21 protein-coding genes are annotated in these 21,176 nt (G+C 65.2%); 10 read left to right on the forward strand and 11 right to left on the reverse strand.

Annotated features, from left to right (window positions below):
• Nucleotides 1–288 precede the first annotated feature (288 nt).
• Together FEM01_RS00735 and argC are read right to left on the reverse strand one after the other, a co-directional pair.
• On the reverse strand, nt 289–975 hold the full coding sequence (locus FEM01_RS00735) for a GNAT family N-acetyltransferase (RefSeq protein WP_138217375.1): 687 nt from the start codon (nt 973–975) through the stop codon (nt 289–291).
• 73 nt (nt 976–1,048) lie between these two features.
• A complete protein-coding gene (gene argC / locus FEM01_RS00740; RefSeq protein ID WP_138217376.1) occupies nt 1,049–1,978 on the reverse strand; it encodes an N-acetyl-gamma-glutamyl-phosphate reductase in 930 nt (309 codons plus the stop codon).
• 106 nt (nt 1,979–2,084) lie between these two features.
• On the opposite strand from argC, the gene FEM01_RS00745 reads away from it, so the two are divergent.
• The 3 genes from FEM01_RS00745 (at nt 2,085) to FEM01_RS00755 (ending at nt 4,772) form a co-directional block, all read left to right on the forward strand.
• Entirely contained in the window at nt 2,085–2,966 is an 882-nt protein-coding gene (locus FEM01_RS00745) for a LysR family transcriptional regulator (protein WP_138217377.1), read from the forward strand.
• 116 nt (nt 2,967–3,082) lie between these two features.
• Entirely contained in the window at nt 3,083–4,024 is a 942-nt protein-coding gene (locus tag FEM01_RS00750; protein WP_138217378.1) for a 5'-nucleotidase, read from the forward strand.
• A gap of 85 nt (nt 4,025–4,109) precedes the next feature.
• Nucleotides 4,110–4,772, forward strand: coding sequence for a TetR/AcrR family transcriptional regulator (locus FEM01_RS00755; protein WP_138217379.1), 663 nt, complete (start codon nt 4,110–4,112; stop codon nt 4,770–4,772).
• 15 nt (nt 4,773–4,787) lie between these two features.
• Here the strand turns inward: FEM01_RS00755 and FEM01_RS00760 are convergent, their stop codons facing one another.
• Nucleotides 4,788–5,486, reverse strand: a complete 699-nt coding sequence (locus tag FEM01_RS00760; RefSeq protein WP_138217380.1) for a FadR/GntR family transcriptional regulator — start codon at nt 5,484–5,486, stop codon at nt 4,788–4,790.
• A gap of 264 nt (nt 5,487–5,750) precedes the next feature.
• Between FEM01_RS00760 and FEM01_RS00765 the strand changes: the two genes are divergently transcribed.
• The 4 genes from FEM01_RS00765 to FEM01_RS00780 are packed head-to-tail and all read left to right on the forward strand — an operon-like array spanning nt 5,751 to nt 8,576.
• Entirely contained in the window at nt 5,751–6,536 is a 786-nt protein-coding gene (locus FEM01_RS00765) for a transporter substrate-binding domain-containing protein (RefSeq protein ID WP_138217381.1), read from the forward strand.
• 11 nt (nt 6,537–6,547) lie between these two features.
• Nucleotides 6,548–7,213, forward strand: a complete 666-nt coding sequence (locus FEM01_RS00770) for an amino acid ABC transporter permease (RefSeq protein ID WP_138217382.1) — start codon at nt 6,548–6,550, stop codon at nt 7,211–7,213.
• Nucleotides 7,214–7,861: an amino acid ABC transporter permease gene (locus FEM01_RS00775; protein WP_138217383.1), complete on the forward strand. Its 648-nt coding sequence runs from the start codon at nt 7,214–7,216 to the stop codon at nt 7,859–7,861.
• Nucleotides 7,848–8,576 (forward strand): amino acid ABC transporter ATP-binding protein, encoded by a 729-nt coding sequence (locus FEM01_RS00780; RefSeq protein WP_138217384.1) that lies wholly within the window; start codon nt 7,848–7,850, stop codon nt 8,574–8,576. Before FEM01_RS00775 ends, FEM01_RS00780 begins: the two co-directional genes overlap by 14 nt.
• A gap of 48 nt (nt 8,577–8,624) precedes the next feature.
• Here the strand turns inward: FEM01_RS00780 and FEM01_RS00785 are convergent, their stop codons facing one another.
• Both FEM01_RS00785 and aroQ read right to left on the reverse strand, forming a co-directional pair.
• Nucleotides 8,625–9,473 (reverse strand): shikimate dehydrogenase, encoded by an 849-nt coding sequence (locus tag FEM01_RS00785; RefSeq protein WP_138217385.1) that lies wholly within the window; start codon nt 9,471–9,473, stop codon nt 8,625–8,627.
• Nucleotides 9,470–9,919, reverse strand: a complete 450-nt coding sequence (gene aroQ / locus FEM01_RS00790; protein WP_138217386.1) for a type II 3-dehydroquinate dehydratase — start codon at nt 9,917–9,919, stop codon at nt 9,470–9,472. The genes FEM01_RS00785 and aroQ overlap by 4 nt, the downstream gene beginning before the upstream one ends.
• A gap of 188 nt (nt 9,920–10,107) precedes the next feature.
• Here aroQ and FEM01_RS00795 point away from each other — a divergent pair, with 188 nt between their 5' ends.
• The 3 genes from FEM01_RS00795 to FEM01_RS00805 are packed head-to-tail and all read left to right on the forward strand — an operon-like array spanning nt 10,108 to nt 15,728.
• The gene (locus tag FEM01_RS00795; RefSeq protein WP_138217387.1) at nt 10,108–11,310 is read left to right on the forward strand and encodes a TolC family protein; all 1,203 of its coding nucleotides are present in this window, start codon (nt 10,108–10,110) and stop codon (nt 11,308–11,310) included.
• A 48-nt stretch (nt 11,311–11,358) separates the two neighbouring features.
• Nucleotides 11,359–12,567, forward strand: a complete 1,209-nt coding sequence (locus tag FEM01_RS00800) for an efflux RND transporter periplasmic adaptor subunit (protein WP_138217388.1) — start codon at nt 11,359–11,361, stop codon at nt 12,565–12,567.
• A gap of 14 nt (nt 12,568–12,581) precedes the next feature.
• The gene (locus FEM01_RS00805) at nt 12,582–15,728 is read left to right on the forward strand and encodes an efflux RND transporter permease subunit (protein ID WP_138217389.1); all 3,147 of its coding nucleotides are present in this window, start codon (nt 12,582–12,584) and stop codon (nt 15,726–15,728) included.
• Nucleotides 15,729–15,891: 163 nt separating this feature from the next.
• Here FEM01_RS00805 and FEM01_RS00810 read toward each other — a convergent pair whose 3' ends face one another.
• The 6 genes from FEM01_RS00810 to FEM01_RS00835 are packed head-to-tail and all read right to left on the reverse strand — an operon-like array spanning nt 15,892 to nt 21,174.
• Complete coding sequence (locus tag FEM01_RS00810) at nt 15,892–16,467, reverse strand: TadE/TadG family type IV pilus assembly protein (protein ID WP_138217390.1); 576 nt, start codon at nt 16,465–16,467, stop codon at nt 15,892–15,894.
• Between the two features lie 2 nt (nt 16,468–16,469).
• A complete protein-coding gene (locus FEM01_RS00815) occupies nt 16,470–16,979 on the reverse strand; it encodes a TadE/TadG family type IV pilus assembly protein (protein ID WP_138217391.1) in 510 nt (169 codons plus the stop codon).
• A gap of 4 nt (nt 16,980–16,983) precedes the next feature.
• The gene (locus FEM01_RS00820) at nt 16,984–17,835 is read right to left on the reverse strand and encodes a tetratricopeptide repeat protein (protein ID WP_171030885.1); all 852 of its coding nucleotides are present in this window, start codon (nt 17,833–17,835) and stop codon (nt 16,984–16,986) included.
• A gap of 14 nt (nt 17,836–17,849) precedes the next feature.
• On the reverse strand, nt 17,850–18,812 hold the full coding sequence (locus tag FEM01_RS00825) for a type II secretion system F family protein (protein WP_138217393.1): 963 nt from the start codon (nt 18,810–18,812) through the stop codon (nt 17,850–17,852).
• The gene (locus FEM01_RS00830; protein ID WP_205884538.1) at nt 18,812–19,801 is read right to left on the reverse strand and encodes a type II secretion system F family protein; all 990 of its coding nucleotides are present in this window, start codon (nt 19,799–19,801) and stop codon (nt 18,812–18,814) included. The genes FEM01_RS00825 and FEM01_RS00830 overlap by 1 nt, the downstream gene beginning before the upstream one ends.
• Entirely contained in the window at nt 19,801–21,174 is a 1,374-nt protein-coding gene (locus FEM01_RS00835; protein WP_138217395.1) for a CpaF family protein, read from the reverse strand. The genes FEM01_RS00830 and FEM01_RS00835 overlap by 1 nt, the downstream gene beginning before the upstream one ends.
• Nucleotides 21,175–21,176 lie beyond the last annotated feature (2 nt).

A 21,176-nucleotide genomic window follows, 5' to 3' on the forward strand; every position in this document is an offset into this window, starting at 1 on the left:
CTGGTCTTGAGGGCCTTGTGGCGACGGTCGCCAGGCTCTCGATGCGCTGCGGCTAATTAGGTATTCCCCACCTTCTACGGTTTTTTTGACGTCAATAATGTCACGGTGCTGCTATTGCTGACCAGTCATTCGATGTAACAGCCGGTATGAATGGTTCCGTCATGGACTGACCGATGCGTCAGGTTTCGTACCTTAAGGCGACAGCGCCTGGGGGCTGTGGCCGGTAGCGCCTGTTCACGATTGGTCGCCAGCTCAGGCTGGGACCGCGCTGTGAAGGGCCCGGCTCTTTTAGTGACGGGTCATTCTTTGCGCAACGCAGGCCTGGGATTGCCGGGTCAGCTCATCGAGCCGGGCATCGCGTGTCCGTTCCGCCTCGCGCATCGCCGCTTCGCCATGCTGCTTGAGCAGGTAGGCGTGGATTTGCATCACCTCGACCGTCTGGTAGATCGGCGCGATGTCCAGGCGCCCGATCAACGCACCGCTGGCGCGCCCGCTACTGCTCATCAACACCTGCGGGCCGGCAGTGGTCACCACTTGTAGCCCCATCGCCTCGAACCAGGGCACCTGCTCGGCGAAGGTGCTCAACTCGACACAGGCAAAGCGGCCACGTAACGCGTCCACCAAACCACGGGCGATGCCTTGGCGACGGTAGTCGGGGTGCACGGCGAGGTAGGCCAGGGCGCAGGCTTGTGCATCGTCCTGGGCGGGTAGGGCCAGGGCGAAGCCCAGCAAGCGGTCGGGCGACTCGGCATGCAGAGCCAGCGTGAGCTGTACTGCCAGGCCGCGCGTGCCATCCAGAGCCATCAGGTATTGGTGCACCTCCAGGCCTACGCCGTACTGGTACAGCGGATAGAGCGGGTTGTCCGCTGCGATGGCGACACTGCTGAGCTGGCCGACATGCTCGATCACCAACTGGCGGATCTGGTTCTGGAAGGCTTCGGGCGGCACGCCGTCGAGGCGGCGAAGGATGAACATCGCGGGTAGGGCTCCGGGGTGGACTGAAACGCAGCGCCTTCAGCGAGGCGGTGGCACAGTCTACCCGTGAAGGTTAGTTCAGCCCAGCCAGCAGCAGGTCGAGATTCTGCACCGCCGCCCCCGAGGCGCCTTTGCCGAGGTTGTCGAACACTGCCGTCAGCAGCACTTGCCCGTGTTCGGGGTTGGCGAACAGCGCCAGGCGCAGGTCGTTGCTGTCGTTCAGCGCCTGCGGGTCGAGGGTCGGTGCCGGGCCGTGTTGGTGCAGCGGCATCACCTGCACATGACGGGCGCCTTGGTAGTGCTGCTCAAGACAGGCCTGCAAGTGCTCGGCGCGTACCCCTGGGAGCAAGCGCAGTTGTAGCGGGATGCTCAGCACGATGCCCTGGCGGTAGTGGCCATAGCCCGGGATGAAAACCGGCCGCGTGGCGAGCCCGGCGTGTTGCTGGATCTCCGGCACATGTTTGTGTGCAAGCTCCAGGCCGTAGAGTTGCAGCGCTGGCAGGTAGCTGTCGCCAGGCTGCTCATGGCGCTCGACTGCCGCCCGTCCGCCGCCGGAATAACCCGAGATGGCGTGGATGCTCAGCGGGTAGTCCGTTGGCAGCAGCCCGGCAGCGATCAACGGGCGCAGCAAGGCAATCGCACCGGTGGGGTAGCAGCCGGGGTTACTGATGCGCGTGGCGCGGGCAATGCGTTCGGCTTGTTGCTGGTCCAGTTCCGGCAGGCCGTACACCCAGCCCGGCGTGGTGCGGTGTGCGGAGCTTGCATCGATCACCCGCACCGCGCGATTGCGCACGGTCGCCACGGCATCGCGGGCGGCGGCATCGGGCAGGCACAACAGGGCGATGTCGGCGCTGTTGATAGCCTCGCTGCGACGTGCCGGGTCCTTGCGCTCGGTCTCGGGCAGGGTGAGCAGGCGCAGGTCCTGGCGACCCTGCAGGCGGGCGTGGATTTGCAGGCCGGTGGTGCCTTGGTCGCCATCGATGAAAACAAGCGGCTGATTCATGAAAGGTATCCGTGCAAGAAGGGCGTTGGTCTATCTTCGCGGGTAGCGTGCATAAAGAAAATTTGAATATCATGATGCTCTTATTCAGAAAAACTGAATTACGACCATGCGCGAAATCAGTCTTGACCGCTTGCGTACCCTGGTGGTGATCGCCGACCACGGCTCGTTCGCCGACGCCGCCCGTCAGCTCAACCTGGCGCCACCGACCATCAGCCTGCACGTGGCCGAGCTTGAAGCCAGGGTTGGCGCGCCGTTGTTGACGCGCACCCGTGGTCAGGTGCGCCCGACACCGGTCGGCCAAACCCTGCTGGCGCGTGCCCGGCGCCTGCTGGCCGATGCTGACCAAGCACTGGATGAGGTACGCCGGCAGGTCGAGGGCCTGACCGGCCGGGTGCGCCTGGGGGCCTCCACCGGCGCTATCGCGCACCTGCTGCCGCAGGCGTTGCAGGCATTGCGGGTGGATCACCCCGGGATCGACGTGCAGGTGCAGGTGCTCACTTCCCAGGCGTCCCTGGCGCGCCTGCGCGAGGGCACTCTGGATATCGGCTTGGTGGCCTTGCCGCAGGTGGCGAGCAAGGGCGTGAGGCTTACGCCCTGGCGGCGCGATCCGATCATGGCTTACCTACCTGCCGACTGGCAGCCGCCGGCACGCATCACCCCGGCGTGGCTGGCGGGGCGCGCGCTGATCCTCAATGACAGCACCACGCAGCTGTCGCGGGTGACCTCGGAGTGGTTCGCCGGTGCTGGGCTGTACCCTGAGCCGCGCATCGAGCTGAATTTCAACGATGCGATCAAAAGCCTGGTGGCGGCGGGCTACGGGGCAACCTTGTTGCCTCTGGAGGGCCAGGTGCAGGCCCAGGATCCACGAATCGTCCAGCGTCCCTTGCGGCCCGGGTTGTGGCGCCAGTTGGGGATCGCCAGCCGCGATGCAGAGATTGAGCGGGCGACCGGGCATGTGCTGGAGGCCCTGGGGCGGTTGTGCCAGTGAACCGGTGTTGATCGGCTTCGGTCAGCCGCGCCAGTCGCTGGTGTCTGGTGTAAGCTCGCCCTGGCGCCCCCGACCCTGGGCGGCGTTCTGATTCCTCTGCCCACAAGGATTGCAGCATGCCTTTCGAACTGGACGATCGCCTGGTAATCGGCGTCGCCTCAAGTGCGGTGTTCGACCTCAGCGAGTCGGACGCGGTGTTTCGGCGTGATGGCGAGGCGCAGTATCGCAAGTATCAGGAGCAGCACCTGGACATGCCGCTGGGCAAGGGTATCGCCTATCCGTTCATCAAGCGCCTGTTGGCGCTCAATGATCTGCGCAGCGACCCGGAAGACCCGTTGGTCGAGGTGGTGCTGTTGTCGCAGAACGACCCGGACACCGGATTGCGGGTCATGAAGACCATCAAGCATTACGGCCTGAACATGACCCGGGCGATCTTCACCCAGGGCCGATCCCCCTACGAATACATCCCGGCGCTGAACATCGCGCTGTTCTTGTCTGCCGACAAGCAGCACGTCGATGCCGCGATCCAAGCCGGCTATCCGGCCGGTCAGGTGCTCGATTCACAATTCGATGATGACGAAAGTGACGCCAACCTGCGCATTGCCTTCGACTTCGATGGCGTGCTGGCCGGGGATGAGTCGGAGGCGGTGATGCAGGCCGGCGGGCTGGACCATTTTCACGCGTTCGAGGTCAAGAACGTCGCCCAGCCGCACAATCCAGGGCCGTTGAAGGCGTTTTTCGTGCGCATCGCGCGCATTCAGGCCGAAGAGGAAGCGTACAAGCTGCGGCACCCGGACTACGTCAACCGCGTGCGGGTGTCGATCGTCACCGCGCGCAACGCGCCATCCCACGAGCGTGCGCTCAATACCCTCAAGAGCTGGGGGGTGATGGCCAACGATGCGTTCTTCCTGGGCGGTATCGACAAGCGCCGGGTGCTACAAGTGCTCAAGCCGCATATCTTCTTCGACGATCAGTCCGGGCACCTCAAGCGCACCAGCACCGTGGTGCCGTCGGTGCATGTGCCATTTGGCGTGACCAACCGCGCAGTTGAAGGCTGAACGTTCGCGACCAACAGCGCGCTTCCCTGTGCCGCCCGGCTCACGGATAATCGTACGGATTCGAATAACGAGCCTGTGAGTTGGTATGAGTGAGTCGCACGTCCAGCCTGAAGCCGAGGGCACGCGCAAGACGCGCAAGAACAACCCGGAGAAGACCCGCGAGAACATCCTCCAGGCGGCCATCACCGAGTTCGTCCAACAGGGCCTGGCCGGCGCCCGGGTGGATGCCATCGCCGAGCGCACCGCCACCTCCAAGCGCATGATCTATTACTACTTCGGCAGCAAGGAGCAGCTGTACGTCGAGTGCCTGGTCAAACTCTACGGCGATATTCGCAAGACCGAGCACGGCCTGGACCTGGAGTCGCTGCCGGCCGAGCAAGCGATTCAGCGCTTGGTGGAGTTCACGTTCGATCACCATGCCAACAACGTCGATTTCGTGCGCATCGTCTGCACCGAGAACATTCACTATGGCGAGTACGTCAAGCAATCACCGGCGATCCGTCAGATGAGCAGCATGGTGCTTGAGGCCTTGGGCAAGATCCTCGCCCGTGGCGTCGAGCAGGGTGTGTTCCGTGCCGGCATCGAGGTGATCGACCTGCACATGCTGATGAGCTCGTTCTGCTTCTACCGGGTATCGAACCGCCACACCTTCGGCGACATCTTCCAGATCGACTTGTCGGATGAGCAGATCAAGCAACGCCAGAAGCAGGTGATCTGCGAGGCGGTGATGCGCTACATCAAGGCCTGAGCCCGCGCCGAGGCCTTAGCCAGCAAACACCACCCCGGTGCGCGCTGCGGCATTGCGAATGTGCTCCTGCATCGCGCGCTGCGCCCCAGCTTGTGAACGACGGGTGAGGGCGCGCAGGATCTTGCGGTGCTCCTGCCAGGTTTCCATGGCCCGCTCTGGCCGGATGAAGGGCAGTTTCTGGCTCTCCAGAAAGATTTCCTGGCTGGCGGTGATCACCTGCAGCATCGCGCGGTTGCCGCTCGCTTGCAGCAGCTTCTGATGGAAGATGAAATCCAGCCGCGCCGCGGCTTCGAAGCGCCCGGCGCGCAGCTCGATGGCCATGGCCTCGACGTTGGCCTGCAAGGCGTCCAGGTCGTCCGCCGTGAGCGCCAGGGCCGCTTGGCCTGCGGCAAAACCTTCCAGGGCGTAGCGCAACTGGAAGGTATCGGCGGCCGAGACCTGCTCGGCATACGGCCAGGCAAAACCGCCAGACGCAGGAGCCCCCGAGGCCGGTGATTGGACGAATACGCCCTTGCCCGGTTGCACGCTGACCAGCCCCAATGCACTGAGCGAAGACAGCGCCTCACGCAGCGACGCCCGGCTGACCCCCAGACGTTCGGCCAGGTCACGCTGCGAGGGCAGGGCGTCGCCGGGCTGGTAGCCATCTTCCTCGATCAGTTTGCGGATCGCTTGCAAGGCGACTTCCGGGACGGGGCGGGCGGGGGTGGCAAGCATGCTGAAGGGACCGGTCTGAGGGCAATGGGCACCCTTTTACGGCGAATTCGCCCAGCCTGGCAAGCCTTGCTTCGTTGTGGCGCAGTGCTGCTGGCGGCTGCGCGAAAGCAGGGCAAGGCCGCCCCGGATCGGTTCAACTGTTCAGACCAGTAAGACCTCGGTGATGACGCCCGACCCGCGTCGTTCGTGGGTTTTACCCAGTCTGGCATGACCCGTGCACTGGCCCTGTGGTCCCTTTCCTGGATTCCTGCGCGAGGCCTTTCGATGAAAATGATCCGTTCCCTGTTCCTGGCAACCCTGTTCTGCGGCACCAGCCTGGCGCTGCCAGTGGTCCAGGCCGATGCGCTGGCTGATATCACCGCCCGTGGCGTGCTCAAGGTCGCCGTGCCCCAGGACTTCCCCCCATTCGGTTCGGTCGGTCCCGACCTCAAGCCTCGTGGGCTCGACATCGACACCGCGCAACTGCTGGCCGATAAGCTCGGTGTGAAGCTGGCGTTGACCCCGGTCAACAGCACCAACCGCATTCCGTTCCTCACCACTGGCAAGGTCGACCTGGTGATCTCAAGCCTTGGCAAGAACCCCGAGCGCGCAGCGGTGATCGATTTCTCGCGCCCCTACGCACCTTTCTACCTGGCTGTGTTCGGCCCGGCCGACGCACAAATCGGCAGCATCGACGCCATCGCTGGCAAGACCATCAGCGTCACCCGTGGCGCTATCGAAGACATGGAACTGAGCGCCGTCGCGCCCAAGGGCACGGTCATCAAGCGCTTCGAAGACAACAACTCGACCATCGCCGCGTACCTGTCCGGCCAGGTCGAGCTGATCGCCAGCGGCAGCGTGGTCATGGCGGCCATCGCCGAGAAGAACCCGGCCAAGGTCCCGGTGATGAAGGTCAAGCTCAAGGATTCGCCGGTGTACGTAGGCCTGGCCAAGAACGAGCCGGCGCTGCTGGAGAAGGTCAACGCCACCCTGGAGGCCGCCAAGGCTGACGGCAGCCTGAACCAGAATGCCGAAAAATGGCTCAAGCAGCCGCTGCCAGCCGACCTCTGAGCACCTGACCGATGGCTTATCAATTCGATTTTGCCCCAGTGCTGGCCCAGGCCGACCTGTTGCTCAAGGGGGCACTGTTCACCTTGGAGCTGACGGTGGTCGGCACCGTGTTCGGGGTGGCCATCGGCGTTGTCGGCGCGGTGGTCCGCGCTTGGCGCCTGCGGCCGTTCGATGGGTTGTTCGGTTTGTATGTGGAGCTGATCCGCAACACCCCGTTCATCGTCCAGTTGTTCTTCATCTTCTTCGGTTTGCCGGCGCTGGGCGTGCGCCTGAGCGAATGGCAGGCAGCTTCGCTGGCGATGGTGATCAACCTGGGGGCGTATTCAACCGAGATCATCCGTGCGGGCATCCAGGCGATTCCCAAGGGCCAGCTGGAGGCCGCTGCGGCGCTGGCCATGAGCCGTTTCGAGGCGTTTCGCTACGTGGTGCTGCAACCGGCACTGGCCAAGGTCTGGCCGGCGCTGTCGAGCCAGATCGTGATCGTCATGCTGGGTTCGGCGGTGTGTTCGCAGATCGCCACCGAGGAGTTGTCGTTCGCCGCCAACTTCATTCAATCCCGCAACTTCCGCGCCTTCGAGACCTACCTGCTGACCACTGTGCTGTACCTGCTGATGGCCATTGTGGTGCGCCAACTGCTGGCCTGGATCGGCCAGCGTTTGCTGATGGGGAGACGCTGAATGGATTTCACCCTATGGGATATCGTGCGCAACCTGTTGACCGGGTTGCAGTGGACCTTGCTGCTGTCGCTGGTGGCGTTCGCCTGCGGCAGCCTGGCCGGGCTCTTGCTGCTGGTGGCGCGGATCAGCGACAACACGCTGCTGCGCGGCGTCGCGCGTGGTTACATCGAGCTGTTTCAGGGCACGCCGTTGCTGATGCAGCTGTTCATGGTGTTCTTTGGCATCGCGCTGTTCGGTATCGACGTGTCGGCGTGGATGGCAGCGGCCATCGCCCTGACCCTGTTCAGCAGCGCGTTTCTCGCCGAGATCTGGCGCGGCTGCGTGGAGTCGATTCCGCGCGGGCAGTGGGAGGCCTCCGGCAGCCTGGCCCTGAGTCGGCTTGAACAGTTGCGCCATGTGATCCTGCCGCAGGCGCTGCGCATCGCGATTGCCCCGACCGTGGGCTTTTCGGTGCAGGTGGTCAAGGGCACGGCAGTGACGTCGATCATCGGTTTCACCGAGTTGACCAAGACTGGCGGCATGCTCGCCAACGCAACCTTCGAACCCTTCCTGATCTACGGCCTAGTGGCCGTGGGCTATTTCATCCTCTGCTACCCGCTCTCGCTGAGCGCCCGTTACCTGGAAAGGAGGCTGCATGCCCCTGCTTAGAGTGTCTGCGCTGCACAAGTACTATGGCGACAATCACGTGCTCAAGGGCGTGGACCTGAGCATTGAGGAGGGCGAGGTGGTGGCCATCATCGGCCGCAGTGGCTCAGGCAAGAGCACCTTCCTGCGCACCCTCAATGGCCTTGAATCGATCAACGACGGGGTGATCGAGGTGGACGGCGAGTACCTCGACGCCAGCCGCGCCGACTTGCGCGCGCTGCGTCAGAAGGTCGGCATGGTGTTCCAACAGTTCAACCTGTTCCCGCACCTGACCGTGGGCGAGAACGTGATGCTCGCACCGCAGGTGGTCAAGCGCGCCAGTAAGGCTGATGCGCGCCGCCTGGCCGAGCAGATGCTCGAGCGGGTGGGGTTGGCCGACAAGATCGATGCCTACCCGGATCGGCTGTCTGGCGGGCAGCAGCAGCGAGTGGCGATCGCCCGGGCCCTGGCCATGTCGCCCAAGGTGTTGCTGTGTGACGAGATCACCTCGGCGCTGGATCCCGAACTGGTCAATGAAGTGCTTGGGGTGGTGCGCCAGCTGGCCAAGGAGGGCATGACCTTGATCATGGTCACCCATGAGATGCGCTTCGCCCGCGAGGTCGGTGACAAGCTGGTGTTCATGCACCAGGGCAAGGTGCATGAAACCGGCCACCCACGCGAGGTGTTCGCCGCGCCGCGCACGGCGGAGCTGGCGAACTTCATCGGGGCGGTCAGCTGAAATTAGCCAAGTTGTGCGGGGCAAGGCGCGGCCCCGCAATCGCGGCTATCACACGAGACGTGCGAAATGCGCCTGCATGCGCTCGGCATCGGCTGGGCGCCCGCTGAACAACTCGAAGGCTTTGACGGCCTGGAACACCGCCATGGTGCCGCCATCCAGGGTGCGGCAGCCCAGCGCGCGCGCCTGACGCAGCAACTCCGTTTGCAGTGGGAAGTAGATGATCTCTGCCACCCACAAGCGCGCGTGAAGCAGCCCCTCCGGCAGTGGCATGCCTGGCAGCTTGGCCATGCCGACCGGTGTGGTGTTGACCAGGCCATCGGCGTCGCCCAGCACTGCGGCCAGATCACTGCCCAGCACCGCGCGCCCGGGCCCAAAGCGCGCTGCCAGGTTTTCCACCAAGGCTTGGCCGCGAGCCGCATCCACCTCGAACAGCACCAGTGTCTGGACGCCTTCGGCCAGCAGCGCATGCGCCACCGCAGACCCCGCGCCGCCTGCGCCCAACTGCACCACCAGGCCTTTGTTCACCCCCGGCAGGCCGCGTCGAAAGCCTTCGGCAAACCCCAGGCAGTCGGTGTTGTGGCCGACGCGCTTGCCGTCGCGCAGGACCACGGTATTCACCGCACCGATACCCCGTGCTTCATCCGACAGTTCATCGAGCAGCGGCAGGATCGCCTGCTTGAACGGAAAAGTGATGTTTAGCCCGGTGAAGCCGGTGTTCTGCGCGGCGTCCAGCAACTGGGGCAGGGCGCTGTCGTCCAGCCCCAACTGGTCAGCGTCGATCAGCCGGTACAAGTAGCGAAGCGCCTGGGCGTCACCCTCATGCTCGTGCAGCGCCGGCGTAAGTGAGGCTTGGATGCCGCGACCGATCAGGCCGGCGAGGATGCCTGTGCGGCTCATGCGTGTTGCTCCTTGAAGTGTTCGCCGAACCAGGCAAGGGCCATGCGGTAGCCCTGACTGCCCAAGCCGCAGATCACTCCCACGGCGATGCTGGAGACGAACGACAGGTGGCGGAAGGGTTCGCGTTTGTGCACGTTGGACAGGTGTACCTCGATCACCGGCAGCTCGGCAGCCACCAGGGCGTCGCGGATGGCCACCGACGTGTGCGTCCAGGCGGCGGGATTGATGACGATGCCGTGGCAGCGGCCACGGGCGGCGTGGATCCAGTCGATCAACTCGCCTTCGTGGTTGGTCTGGCGGAACTCCAGCTCCAGGCCTTGGGCGCGCGCGCTGTCGGCGCACAGGTTGGCCACATCAGCCAGGGTTTCGTGGCCGTACTGGGCCGGTTCTCGGGTGCCCAGCAGGTTCAGGTTCGGGCCGTTGAGCACGAGGATTCGGGGTGTCATGGCGGGGGTATCGCTTTGTTGTTTTTGGTTACCCCGAGTTTTGTACTATCCGGTTAGTTTCGTCAAATCCTTGATCTTGGAAAATGGGCGATTATCGGACTGGATGACAGAATTGTAATGTTCATGCCACCGCGCCGATAACCGCGCCTGCCTACAGTCCCTCGCCCATGTCGACGAGGACTTTAGCCGTGCCCTTACCCCGCAAGATCGCCTTGCTCTGCCTGTTGCTGAGCGGCCCTGCCGCCGCCGATGGGCTGAGCCTGGCCCAGGCGCTCGACGCTGCGTCTGCACAGAACCCCGAGCTTGCGGCAGTCGGCCGTGAGATTGGCATGGCCGAGGGCGAGCGCCTTCAGGCTGGGTTGATTCCCAACCCCGAGCTGTCGTGGGAGGTCGAGGACACGCGCCGCGACAGCCGCACCACCACGCTCATGCTGAGCCAGCCGCTGGAGCTGGGCGGCAAGCGCCGTGCGCGTGTCGACGTCGCCGAGGCAGGCCAACTGATCGCTCGGCTGGCACTTGAACGCCAGCGCAACGTTTTGCGCGCCGAGGTGATCCAGGCCTACCACGCGGCACTGCGCGCGCAGACCGCACTGGAGCTAGCGCAGCAGTCCCAGACCCTGACCGAACGCGGAGTGCGGGTTGTCGAGGGGCGGGTCAAGGCCGGTCAATCGTCGCCGGTCGAGGCCACCCGCGCCCAGGTCCAGCTGGCCCAGGCTCAAGCTGCGGTACGCCGCGCGCAGAGTGCACGCAGCATCGCCTGGCAAGCCTTGGCGCGGCTGACCGGCAGCGCCGAGGCCGGTTTCGAGCGCCTTTACGACAACACCCTGTCGCCAGGCCCTGCGCCAGAGGTCGAGAACCTGCTGGCCAAGGTCGAGCAGACCGCCGAATGGCGCCTGGCCGCTGCACAGATCGAGCGCAGCGAGGCCAGCCTGGGGTCGGAGAAGGCTCAGCGGATTCCCAACCTGACCGTCAGCCTCGGCAGCCAGTACAGCCGCGAGGAGCGCGAGCGCGTCAACCTGATTGGGCTGTCGATGCCGTTGCCGTTGTTCGACCGCAACCAGGGCAACGTGCTGGCCGCTGCCCGGCGCGCAGACCAGGCCCGTGACCTGCGCAATGCAGTGGCCCTGCGCCTGCGTAGCGACACTCTCAGCGCGGTGCAGCAGTGGGCCACGGCCATGGGCGAGGTGCAGGCCTATGACCGCACCATCCTGCCCTCGGCGCAGCAGGCCGTGGACACCGCCACCCGTGGTTTCGAGACGGGCAAGTTCGCTTTCATCGAGGTGCTCGATGCCCAGCGCACGTTGATCGAGGCACGCGGGCTGTACCTCGATGCACTGGCCCAGGCCGTCGATGCGAAGGCGCAGGTGGAACGCATCTACGGCGAGCTTTAAGCCCCACGAAGGCGTGCGAACCGACCCCATTACCCAGCAGGAGCCCCCATGACCACCCCCCGCAAACTCGCGATTCTCGCCACCGCCCTGGCCGTCCTCGGCTTCGGCGCTCTGGCCTGGACCGGCACCCTCGGCCAGGCTAGCAGCCAAGCCCAACATGACGACCATGGTGACGAAGGCCATGGTCATGACGACGAAAAAAACGGCGTTGGCCAAAGCGCGGACCACGCCGACGCAGAAGGCCAACTGCACTTGTCCGCCGAGCAGATCCAGGCTGCTGGCGTGCAGGTGGTCACTGCCGGTCCCGAGGCGCTAGGCAGCGCCATCAGTTTTCCAGGTGAGATCCGCTTCGACGAGGATCGCACGGCCCATGTGGTGCCACGGGTGCCGGGTGTGGTCGAGTCGGTGCACGCTGAACTGGGCCAGACAGTCAAGCGGGGCCAGGTGCTGGCGGTGATTGCCAGCCAGCAGATCTCCGAGCTGCGCAGCGAGCAGCAGGCCGCCCAGCGCCGCCTGGAGTTGGCACGCCTGACCTTCAGCCGTGAGAAACAACTGTGGCAGGAGCGTATCAGCGCCGAGCAGGATTACTTGCAAGCGCGCCAGGCCTTGCAGGAGGCCGAGATCGCCGCCGTCAACGCCGGGCAGAAGGTCGCCGCCGTGGCCCCGGCAGGCCGTGGCAATCGCTTCGAGCTGCGCGCACCGTTCGACGCGGTGGTGGTGGAAAAGCACCTGGCCGTAGGTGAAGTGGTCGGTGAGGCCAGCAATGCTTTCACCTTGTCCGACCTGAGCCGGGTCTGGGCCACCTTCGCCGTGGCCCCGCGCGACCTGGAAAAAGTGGTCAGCGGTAGCGGTGTGACCGTCACCGCCCCCGATCTCGGCGCCCAGGTACAGGGGACGGTCAACTACGTCGGCAGCCTGTTGGGCGAGCAGAACCGCGCCGCCACCGCCCGCGCCACCCTGGCCAACCCCAACGGCGCCTGGCGTCCGGGGCTGTTCGTCAATATTGCGGTCAGCGTCGAACGCTTCGACGCGGCCGTGGTGGTGCCGCAGAGCGCCCTGCAGGTGTGGGAGGAGCAAACCGTGGTCTTCGTGCGTACCGACGAGGGCTTCGAAGCCCGTCCAGTGACGGTGGGGCGACGTGATGGCGAGCGGGTAGAAATTCGCCAAGGCTTGAGCGCCGGCAGCCTGGTGGCCGCCGCTGGCAGTTTTGTCCTGAAGTCCGAGCTGGGCAAAGGCTCGGCTGCGCACAGCCACTGACAGGGATGCCTGATATGTTCGAACGCCTTATCCAGTTCGCCATCGAGCAACGCCTGGTGGTGATGCTCGCCGTGGTGCTGATGGCTGCCGTGGGCATCCACAGCTACCAGAAACTCCCCATCGACGCGGTGCCTGACATCACCAACGTGCAGGTGCAGATCAACACCGCAGCGCCCGGCTATTCGCCGCTGGAAACCGAGCAGCGCATCACCTATGCCATCGAAACTGCCATGGCTGGCCTGCCGGGCTTGCAGCAGACCCGTTCGCTGTCGCGCTCGGGGCTGTCGCAGGTGACGGTGATCTTCGATGACAACACCGATGTCTTCTTCGCCCGGCAACTGGTCAACGAGCGCCTGCAAGTGGCCCGCGAACAGTTACCCGAGGGCATCGAGGCGGCCATGGGGCCGATTTCCACGGGCCTGGGCGAGATCTTCCTGTGGACCGTCGAAGCGCAGGAAGGCGCGCTCAAGGACGATGGCACGCCTTACACCGCCACCGACTTGCGGGTGATCCAGGACTGGATCATCAAGCCGCAGTTGCGCAACGTGCCCGGTGTCGCCGAGGTCAACAGCATCGGCGGGCATGCCAAACAGTACCTGATCGCCCCGGAACCCAAGCGCCTGGCCGCCTACAAGCTGACGCTCAACGACCTGGTCGCGGCGCTCGAGCGCAACAACGCCAACGTCGGTGCCGGCTACATCGAGCGCAACGGCGAGCAGTTGCTGATTCGCGCCCCAGGCCAGGTGGCCTCGGCCGAGGACATCGCCAACGTGGTGATTTCCAGTGTCGACGGCACACCGATTCGCGTCAGCCATGTGGCGCAGGTGGGCCTGGGCCAGGAGCTGCGCTCCGGCGCGGCCACCGAGAATGGCCGTGAGGTGGTGCTGGGCACGGTGTTCATGCTGATCGGCGAGAACAGCCGCACGGTGTCCCAGGCCGTGGCGGCCAAGCTCGAAGAGATCAACCGCAGCCTGCCCAAGGGGGTGATGGCCGTCACCGTGTATGACCGCACCCATTTGGTCGAGAAGGCCATCGCTACGGTCAAGAAGAACCTCATCGAAGGCGCGATCCTGGTGATTGCCGTGCTGTTCCTGTTCCTGGGCAACATCCGCGCGGCACTGATCACGGCCATGGTGATCCCGCTGTCGATGCTGTTCACCTTCACCGGCATGTTCAGCAACAAGGTCAGCGCCAACCTGATGAGCCTGGGAGCGCTTGATTTCGGCATCATCGTCGACGGCGCGGTGGTGATCGTGGAGAACGCCATTCGCCGCCTGGCTCATGCCCAGCAGCGCCATGGGCGCATGCTCAGCCGCGCTGAGCGCTTCCATGAAGTATTCGCCGCCGCCCGCGAGGCGAGACGTCCGCTGATCTACGGGCAGTTGATCATCATGGTGGTATACCTGCCGATCTTTGCCCTGACCGGGGTCGAGGGCAAGATGTTCCACCCCATGGCGTTCACCGTGGTGCTCGCGTTGCTGGGGGCGATGATCCTCTCGGTAACCTTCGTGCCAGCGGCCATCGCGTTGTTCGTCACCGGCAAGGTCAAGGAAGAAGAGGGCGTGGTGATGCGCACCGCGCGTCGCCGTTATGCACCCGTGCTGGGCTGGGTGTTGCGCCGGCGTAAGCTGGCCTTCGCCGGGGCTGCCACGTTGGTGGTGTTGTCTGGCGTGCTGGCCAGCCGCATGGGCAGCGAGTTCATCCCGAGCCTGAGCGAAGGCGACTTCGCCTTGCAGGCCTTGCGCGTACCGGGGACCAGCCTGTCGCAGTCGGTGGACATGCAGCAACGTCTGGAAAAAGCCATCATCGAGCAGGTGCCGGAAATCGAGCGGGTGTTCGCCCGTACCGGCACCGCCGAGATCGCCGCCGACCCGATGCCGCCGAACATCTCCGATGCTTACGTGATGCTCAAGCCGCGCGCGCAGTGGCAGGATCCGAACAAGCCACGCGAGGCACTGATCGCTGACGTACAGCGTGCTGCTGCCGGTGTGCCGGGCAGCAACTACGAGCTGTCGCAGCCGATCCAACTGCGCTTCAACGAGCTGATCTCAGGCGTGCGCAGCGATGTCGCGGTGAAAGTGTTCGGCGACGATATGGACGTGCTCAACCGCACGGCTGCGCAAATTGCCACGCGCCTTGAGCAGGTGCCGGGGGCTTCGGAAGTGAAGGTCGAGCAGACCACCGGCCTGCCGGTGCTGACCATCGACATCGACCGCGACAAGGCCGCCCGTCTCGGGTTGAACGTGGGCGATGTGCAGGATGCCATCGCCATCGCCGTGGGCGGACGTACCGCTGGCACGCTGTACGAGGGGGATCGGCGCTTCGACATGGTGGTACGCCTGTCGGAGAAGCTGCGTACCGATGTCGAAGGGTTGTCCGGGTTGTTGATCCCTGTGCCTGCCAGCGCGGCCAATGGCGCCGCGCAGATCGGCTTCATCGCGCTCGGCCAGGTGGCCACGTTGAACCTGCAACTGGGGCCCAACCAGATCAGCCGCGAGGACGGCAAGCGCGTGGTGGTGGTCAGTGCCAATGTGCGCGGGCGCGACTTGGGCTCGTTCGTCGAGCAGGCCTCGCAGGCGCTGATCGACCAAGTGCCGATTCCGCCTGGCTACTGGACCCGCTGGGGTGGTCAGTTCGAGCAGTTGCAGTCGGCGGCCGAACGCTTGCAGGTGGTGGTGCCGGTGTCGCTGCTGTTGGTAATGGCGCTGCTGCTGATGATGTTCAACAACCTCAAGGATGGCTTGCTGGTGTTCACCGGGATTCCGTTTGCCTTGACCGGCGGTGTGCTGGCGCTGTGGTTGCGGGACATTCCGCTGTCGATTTCGGCAGGTGTGGGTTTCATTGCATTGTCCGGTGTCGCCGTGCTCAACGGCCTGGTGATGATCGCCTTCATCCGCAACCTGCGCGAGGAGGGCCGTGGCCTGCGCTCGGCGGTTGAGGAAGGGGCGCTGACGCGCCTGCGGCCGGTGCTGATGACAGCCCTGGTGGCATCGCTCGGCTTCATCCCGATGGCCCTGGCTACCGGCACGGGTGCCGAGGTGCAGCGACCATTGGCGACGGTGGTGATCGGCGGGATCCTGTCGTCGACCGCGCTGACCTTGCTGGTGTTGCCGGCGCTGTATCAGTGGGCGCATCGGCGCGAGGAGGACGAGGAGGTGTAGCTGGGGCGGGCTTGCCCCGCGAAGCAGGCGACTCGGTGCCATGCACCGAGTCGCCTGCTTCGCGGTGGTCCGGCACTCCGGCAACCCCATTCCCACGGGATTGTGCAAGGCCCGAATCCACGCTACACGTAAGGGCAGCTAGATCATCGCACCATGCACAACCTCATTCCTCGTCCAGCCCGATCTCTTCGGTCAGTTGCTTGTCGAGCGTCACGTCGTTGTAGACCATCCGCGCGAACGCCAACGCCTGCATGTCCTTGTCGACCAGCAGGTTGCTGCTCAGCGCAAGGTCGGCACTGCGCCGGCACAGCTGCACCACCAGCATCGATGAGTCGATCATGTCCTCATCGTCACGGCTTTCGGTGATCGTGCGTTCGGGTAGCTCGCCGTCGTAGGTGGTGCCGGTGGAGTAGACCGGGCACAGGTCCTGCTCCCTGCCGCGCATCAGTGGTTTCCATTGCAGGCTGCGGTCTAGCCCGACCTTGCTGATCACCACTTGGTAATGGCCGAACACCGCGTCGGGTACGGCGGTGTCCAGCAGTGCCTGAAGACCGTCGTAGTCCAGCCGGTTCTGCAGCGCCAGGGTGCTGGCCAGGGTGTGCGCGGCACGCTCTAGGTGCGCACGCGCCTGGCTGACGTTGTACAGGTCGGCGATCACCAAGGTCGCGCCGATCAGCAGCGGCAGGACCAAGGCAGCCTCTACCAGCGCATTGCCGCGCTGTCGCTTGGGCACGCGCATGCTCAGTAGTCCTCCGCCTTGTCACTGGTCAGGTTGCCCAGCAGTTGTCGGTACTGGTACTGAAACGCATCGCCAATGCCGAACAGCATCGGCAACGGCGTCATGAACGGCTGGGTGAGGTCGACGGTGACGCTCAGCACCGGCGGTGAGCGGTCCTGCTCGTCGATCTCTGCATCGGGCTGACCGCCACCGAACTGGCGCAGGGTGTCGAAGGTGAAGATCTCGACCACGAAGTTGTCCTTGTCGAGCAGGCCGTAGGCGTAGTCCACCAGGCGCGCCTCGATGGCGTCCTGCAGGGCCTCGGGGCCTTGCTCGTAGAACGCCTTGTCGCTGCGAAAGTCCTGTAGTGCACGTTCCAGCCCCAGGTTACCGATACCGATCATCAGCGAGATGCGCGCCAGTTCGAACAGCATCATGATCCCGAATAGGAGCACCGGCAGGATCAGTGCGGTTTCCACCGCAGTGACGCCGTGCTGCTGGTTGAGCAACTCGCGCAGGCGGACAGCGATCATCGGCTCATTCCTCGACCAGCTTGAGTGGATGCTGGCTGGCGGCAAGCAACTCGCTGGTCAACGGCGCCCCTGCAGCGACCCGCGACTGGGCGGTGCGAAAACCCGCCAGGATCGCCTCGGCCTGGGCCGGTGCCAGGTTTTCCAGCAGCACGTTGCGCGCGGTGTCGTCATGGCCGGCCAGCACGTAGGCCAGCGCTAGGTTCAGTTGCAGCGAGATATCGCCCAGGCCACGGGCCTGATTGAGCAGGCCGATGGCGCGAGGGATGTCGCCAGCGGCGAGCCAGTTCAGGGCGAGGTTGTTCAGGGCTGGGGCGTAGCCGGGGTCGATCTGTAGCGCGGCCTCGAACTGCTGGCGGGCCTGCTCGCCTTGGCCTTGCAGGTTCAACGCAACACCCAGGCCATTGAGCGCCTGGGTGTTGCGCGGGTCGGCCTGCACGGCGCAGCGCAGGTCGCGTTCGGCCTGGGCGCTCTGGCCCAGGGCCAGGCGTGCACGCCCCAGGCCGTTGCACAGGGCTAGGCGCTGGGCGTCGGGCAGCGCCTTCAGGTCGCCGCCCAATGACAGCCGGGCGCGTTCCAGCAGGCCCAGCGCTTCGCGCGGCGGGCGCACCGCCGAGGCGATGCTGGCGTATTCGAGCAGGTAAGTGCCACTGAGTTGCTGGCGCTCGTCCATGCGCGCGTATACGCCGTGGGCGGCTTGTAGGCGCTGGGCGTCGCGCAGCGTGTGGGCGAGCTTGAGGGCCTCGCGGCCTTGTTTGTCCAGTGATGGCTCGTTACCGGCCATGGAGCCGAGGTTGGCACAGCCACTGAGGGTCAGGGCCAACAGGGAGCACAGCAAGGTGGAGCGATGGGTACGCATGTTCGGGTCTCGTTTCATTGGCTGAGCAGGCGGATGACGCGCACCATGGGGGGAGCGCCCATCATCGCCACGATAGGCGGCAGGATCAGGGTCATCAGCGGCACGCTGAGCTGGGCCGGGAGCTTGCCGGCGCGTTCCTCCAGGTTGAGGATCAGCGTCTTGCGGCTCTCTTCGGAAATCGTGCGCAGGGCCTGGGACAGCGGTGTGCCGTAGCGCTCGGCCTGGATCAGCGTCGCTACCATGCTTTCGATGCCGCTCACCCCGGTGCGCTCGGCCAGGTTGAGCAGGGCGCGCGGGCGATCGCTCAAGATTTGCAGCTCGGCGCAGGTGTAGCGCAGTTCTTCGGCCAGCTCCGGCGCTGACAGCGCCAGCTCCTTGGATACCACTTGCAGCACCCGGCCCAGCGGCAGGCCGGCCTCGGCGCAGATCACCATCAGGTCGAGGGCGTCTGGCAGGTTGCGGGCCAGACGCTCGCCGCGTCGGGCGCTGCGCAGGCGCAACCAGAACTCCGGCAGGGTGGTGCCGGCGAATAGCGCCAACAGCCCGCCGGCCAGGCCGTTCAGGCCCAGGCGCGAACCCGCTGGCACCAGGCCGAACAGCACCACCAGCGCGAGGCTCAGGCCCAGTGCCAGCTTGCCGGCCATCAGCAGCCCCAGGCCCTGACGGCTGCGCAATCCCGCCATGTTCAGCAAGCGCCGCAGTTTTTGTTTGTCGCTGTCGCTGCCGGCCAGTTGCTCGCCAAACCGCGCCACTGGCAACAGCAGCGCTTGCAGGCGCGGCGGCAATTGCAGGCCTTGGTCGCGGGTCAGGTGTTCGGCCTGCTGTTGCGCCTGCCTGGGGTTGCCGGCCTCGCCCTGCAAGCGGGCGCGTAGCGGGGCAGGCTGGGCGCGGCGGTGCAGGCCGATCAGCAGCAGGCCAATGCCCGCCAGCAATACGGCCAGGGCAAGGGCTACCCAGGGATCGTCGTACCAGGCCATCAGGACACTCTCCTTACCATCAGCTGGGTGATCGTCAGGCCCAGGGCGATGCTGCCGAAGGCGTAGAACAGCACGGCATTGCCGGTGGGGTCGTTGAGCAGGAACTTGAAGTCGTTCGGCGCGCTCATGTACAGGTAGCCCAGTGCCAGCGGCACCAGCGAGGCGACGATCTTGGCCGAGGCGCGGGCCTCGGAGGTCTTGGCCTGGATCTTCAGGTTCAGTTCCTGGCGCTCACGCAAGGTGGCGGCCAGGCGGTCGAGGGTTTCGCCCAGGCGCCCGCCGGCCTCCTGGTTGATGATCAGAATCACCGCGAAGAAACGATACTCGTTGAGCGGTACGCGCTTGGCCGAGTCCTGCATGGCTTGGCGCAAAGGCACGCCCAGGCGCAGCCAGTTGTCGATCAAGGCAAATTCCCGCGACAGTGGGCCCGGCAGGTTTGGCGCCACCAGGGCGAAGGCGTTGCTCACCGGCACCCCGGCGCGGGCGGTGCGGGTGATGGCGTCGATGGCCTCCGGCAGGCTCTGTTTGAGTTCGCTCAGGTGGCGGGCCATGCCCTTGCGGTAACCGACGTTGGCCAGCACGCCGAAGGCCAGCAGGGTCAGCAGCAGGCTGCCTAGCAGCGGAAACGACGTCTCGCGGCCCAGCAGCACACCGATCATCAGGCTGGCCATCAGCGTGAGCCCTGCGCGCAGCACCAGGCTCTGGCGCCAGCCCAGCACTTGCAGGCCTAGCCATAGGCGGGCCAGGTGCGCGCCAAACAGTGGCAGCTCGGCGAATGGGGTGTGCTCCAGGTCCTTGAGGATCCCGCTAGCGCTGGGCTGCGCGGCGCTGTCGCGGGCCTGGCCGGCGAGTTCCTTCTTGAGCTGTTCCAGGCGCAGGGCCAGCGCTTTGTCGTCCGGGCCACGGGCGCGTAGGCTGCGCGCCGCGAGTACCGCCAGCAGCACGGCGAGGAACACCAGCACGGTGAGCAGATCGAGCAGGGCGTCCATCAGGCGTGGCCCCCGAACAGGTGCGCGTGGGAGGTATAGAACTGCGGGCGCTGGCCGCTGGCCACGTACTGGCCGATCAGCTTGCCGTTGGCATCGACGCTGGTGGTCTTTAAGCCGAACAGCTCCTGGGTCTGGATCACGTCGTTCTCCATGCCGCAGATCTCGGTGATCGAGACGATGCGTCGGCCACCGTCGCGCATGCGCTCGACCTGTACGATCAGGTTCACGGCACTGGCGATCTGCCGGCGGATGGCTTCCAGCGGCAGCTGCATGCTGGCCATCATCACCATGTTTTCCAGACGCATGATCGCGTCACGCGGGGTGTTGGCGTGCACGGTCGACAGCGAGCCGTCGTGGCCGGTGTTCATTGCCTGGAGCATGTCGAAACACTCCCCGCCACGCACCTCGCCGAGGATGATGCGGTCGGGGCGCATGCGCAGTGCGTTGCGCACCAGGTCGCGCTGATCCACCTTGCCGGTGCCTTCGGCGCTGACTGGACGGGTTTCCAGGCGTACCACGTGGATCTGTTGCAGTTGCAGCTCGGCGGCGTCCTCGATGGTGATCACCCGGTCGGCGTCGCTGATGTTCTGCGACAGCGCGTTGAGCAGGGTGGTCTTGCCCGCACCGGTCCCGCCCGAGACGATGATGTTCAGGCGCGCCAGCATGGCCCGCTTGAGCACCTCGACCATCTCCATGGACAGCGCGCCGCGCTCGGCGAGGATCTCCAGGGACATGTTGCGGCGCATGAACTTACGGATCGAGATGCTGGTGCCGTCGATTGCCAGTGGGTAGGTGATGACGTTGACCCGACTGCCGTCGGCCAGGCGTGCATCGACCATCGGGTGGCTTTCGTCGATGCGCCGGCCAACGGCTGCGGCGATGCGCTGGGCGGTGTTGAACACGTGCTCTTCGTCGACGAAGGTAATGGGCGAGAGTTCCAGCTTGCCGAAGCGCTCGACGAACACTTGGCCAGCGCCGTTGACCAGAATATCGTTGACCGAATCATCGGCCAGCAGTGGCTCGATTGGGCCGATGCCGACCATCTCGTTGAGGGTTTCCTCGGCGATGGCTTCTTCTTCGGGGCGCGACAGTTGCAGGCGGTGCTCGTCGCAGATGCGCCGGATCAGCGTCTCGATCTGCAAGCGCAGCTTGTCACGGCCCATGGCTGCGGCCTTGAGCGGGTCGATCTGGTCGTACAGGTGATGGCGCACTAGCTTGCGGTTCTGCGCCCCGGGGGTGTCCAGCGGGCGCAACTGGGCGCTGCGCTGGGTGCTGCTGGCGCGCAGCTCTGATTGTGCAGGAGCCGCCTGTTCGGCTGCGTGCTTCACATCGGCGCGTACCGGCCGGGGTTTGTGCGGTTGCTTGATCAGCATCG

It is taken from the genome of Pseudomonas mosselii (assembly GCF_005796105.1).
Lineage (GTDB): Bacteria > Pseudomonadota > Gammaproteobacteria > Pseudomonadales > Pseudomonadaceae > Aquipseudomonas > Aquipseudomonas mosselii_C.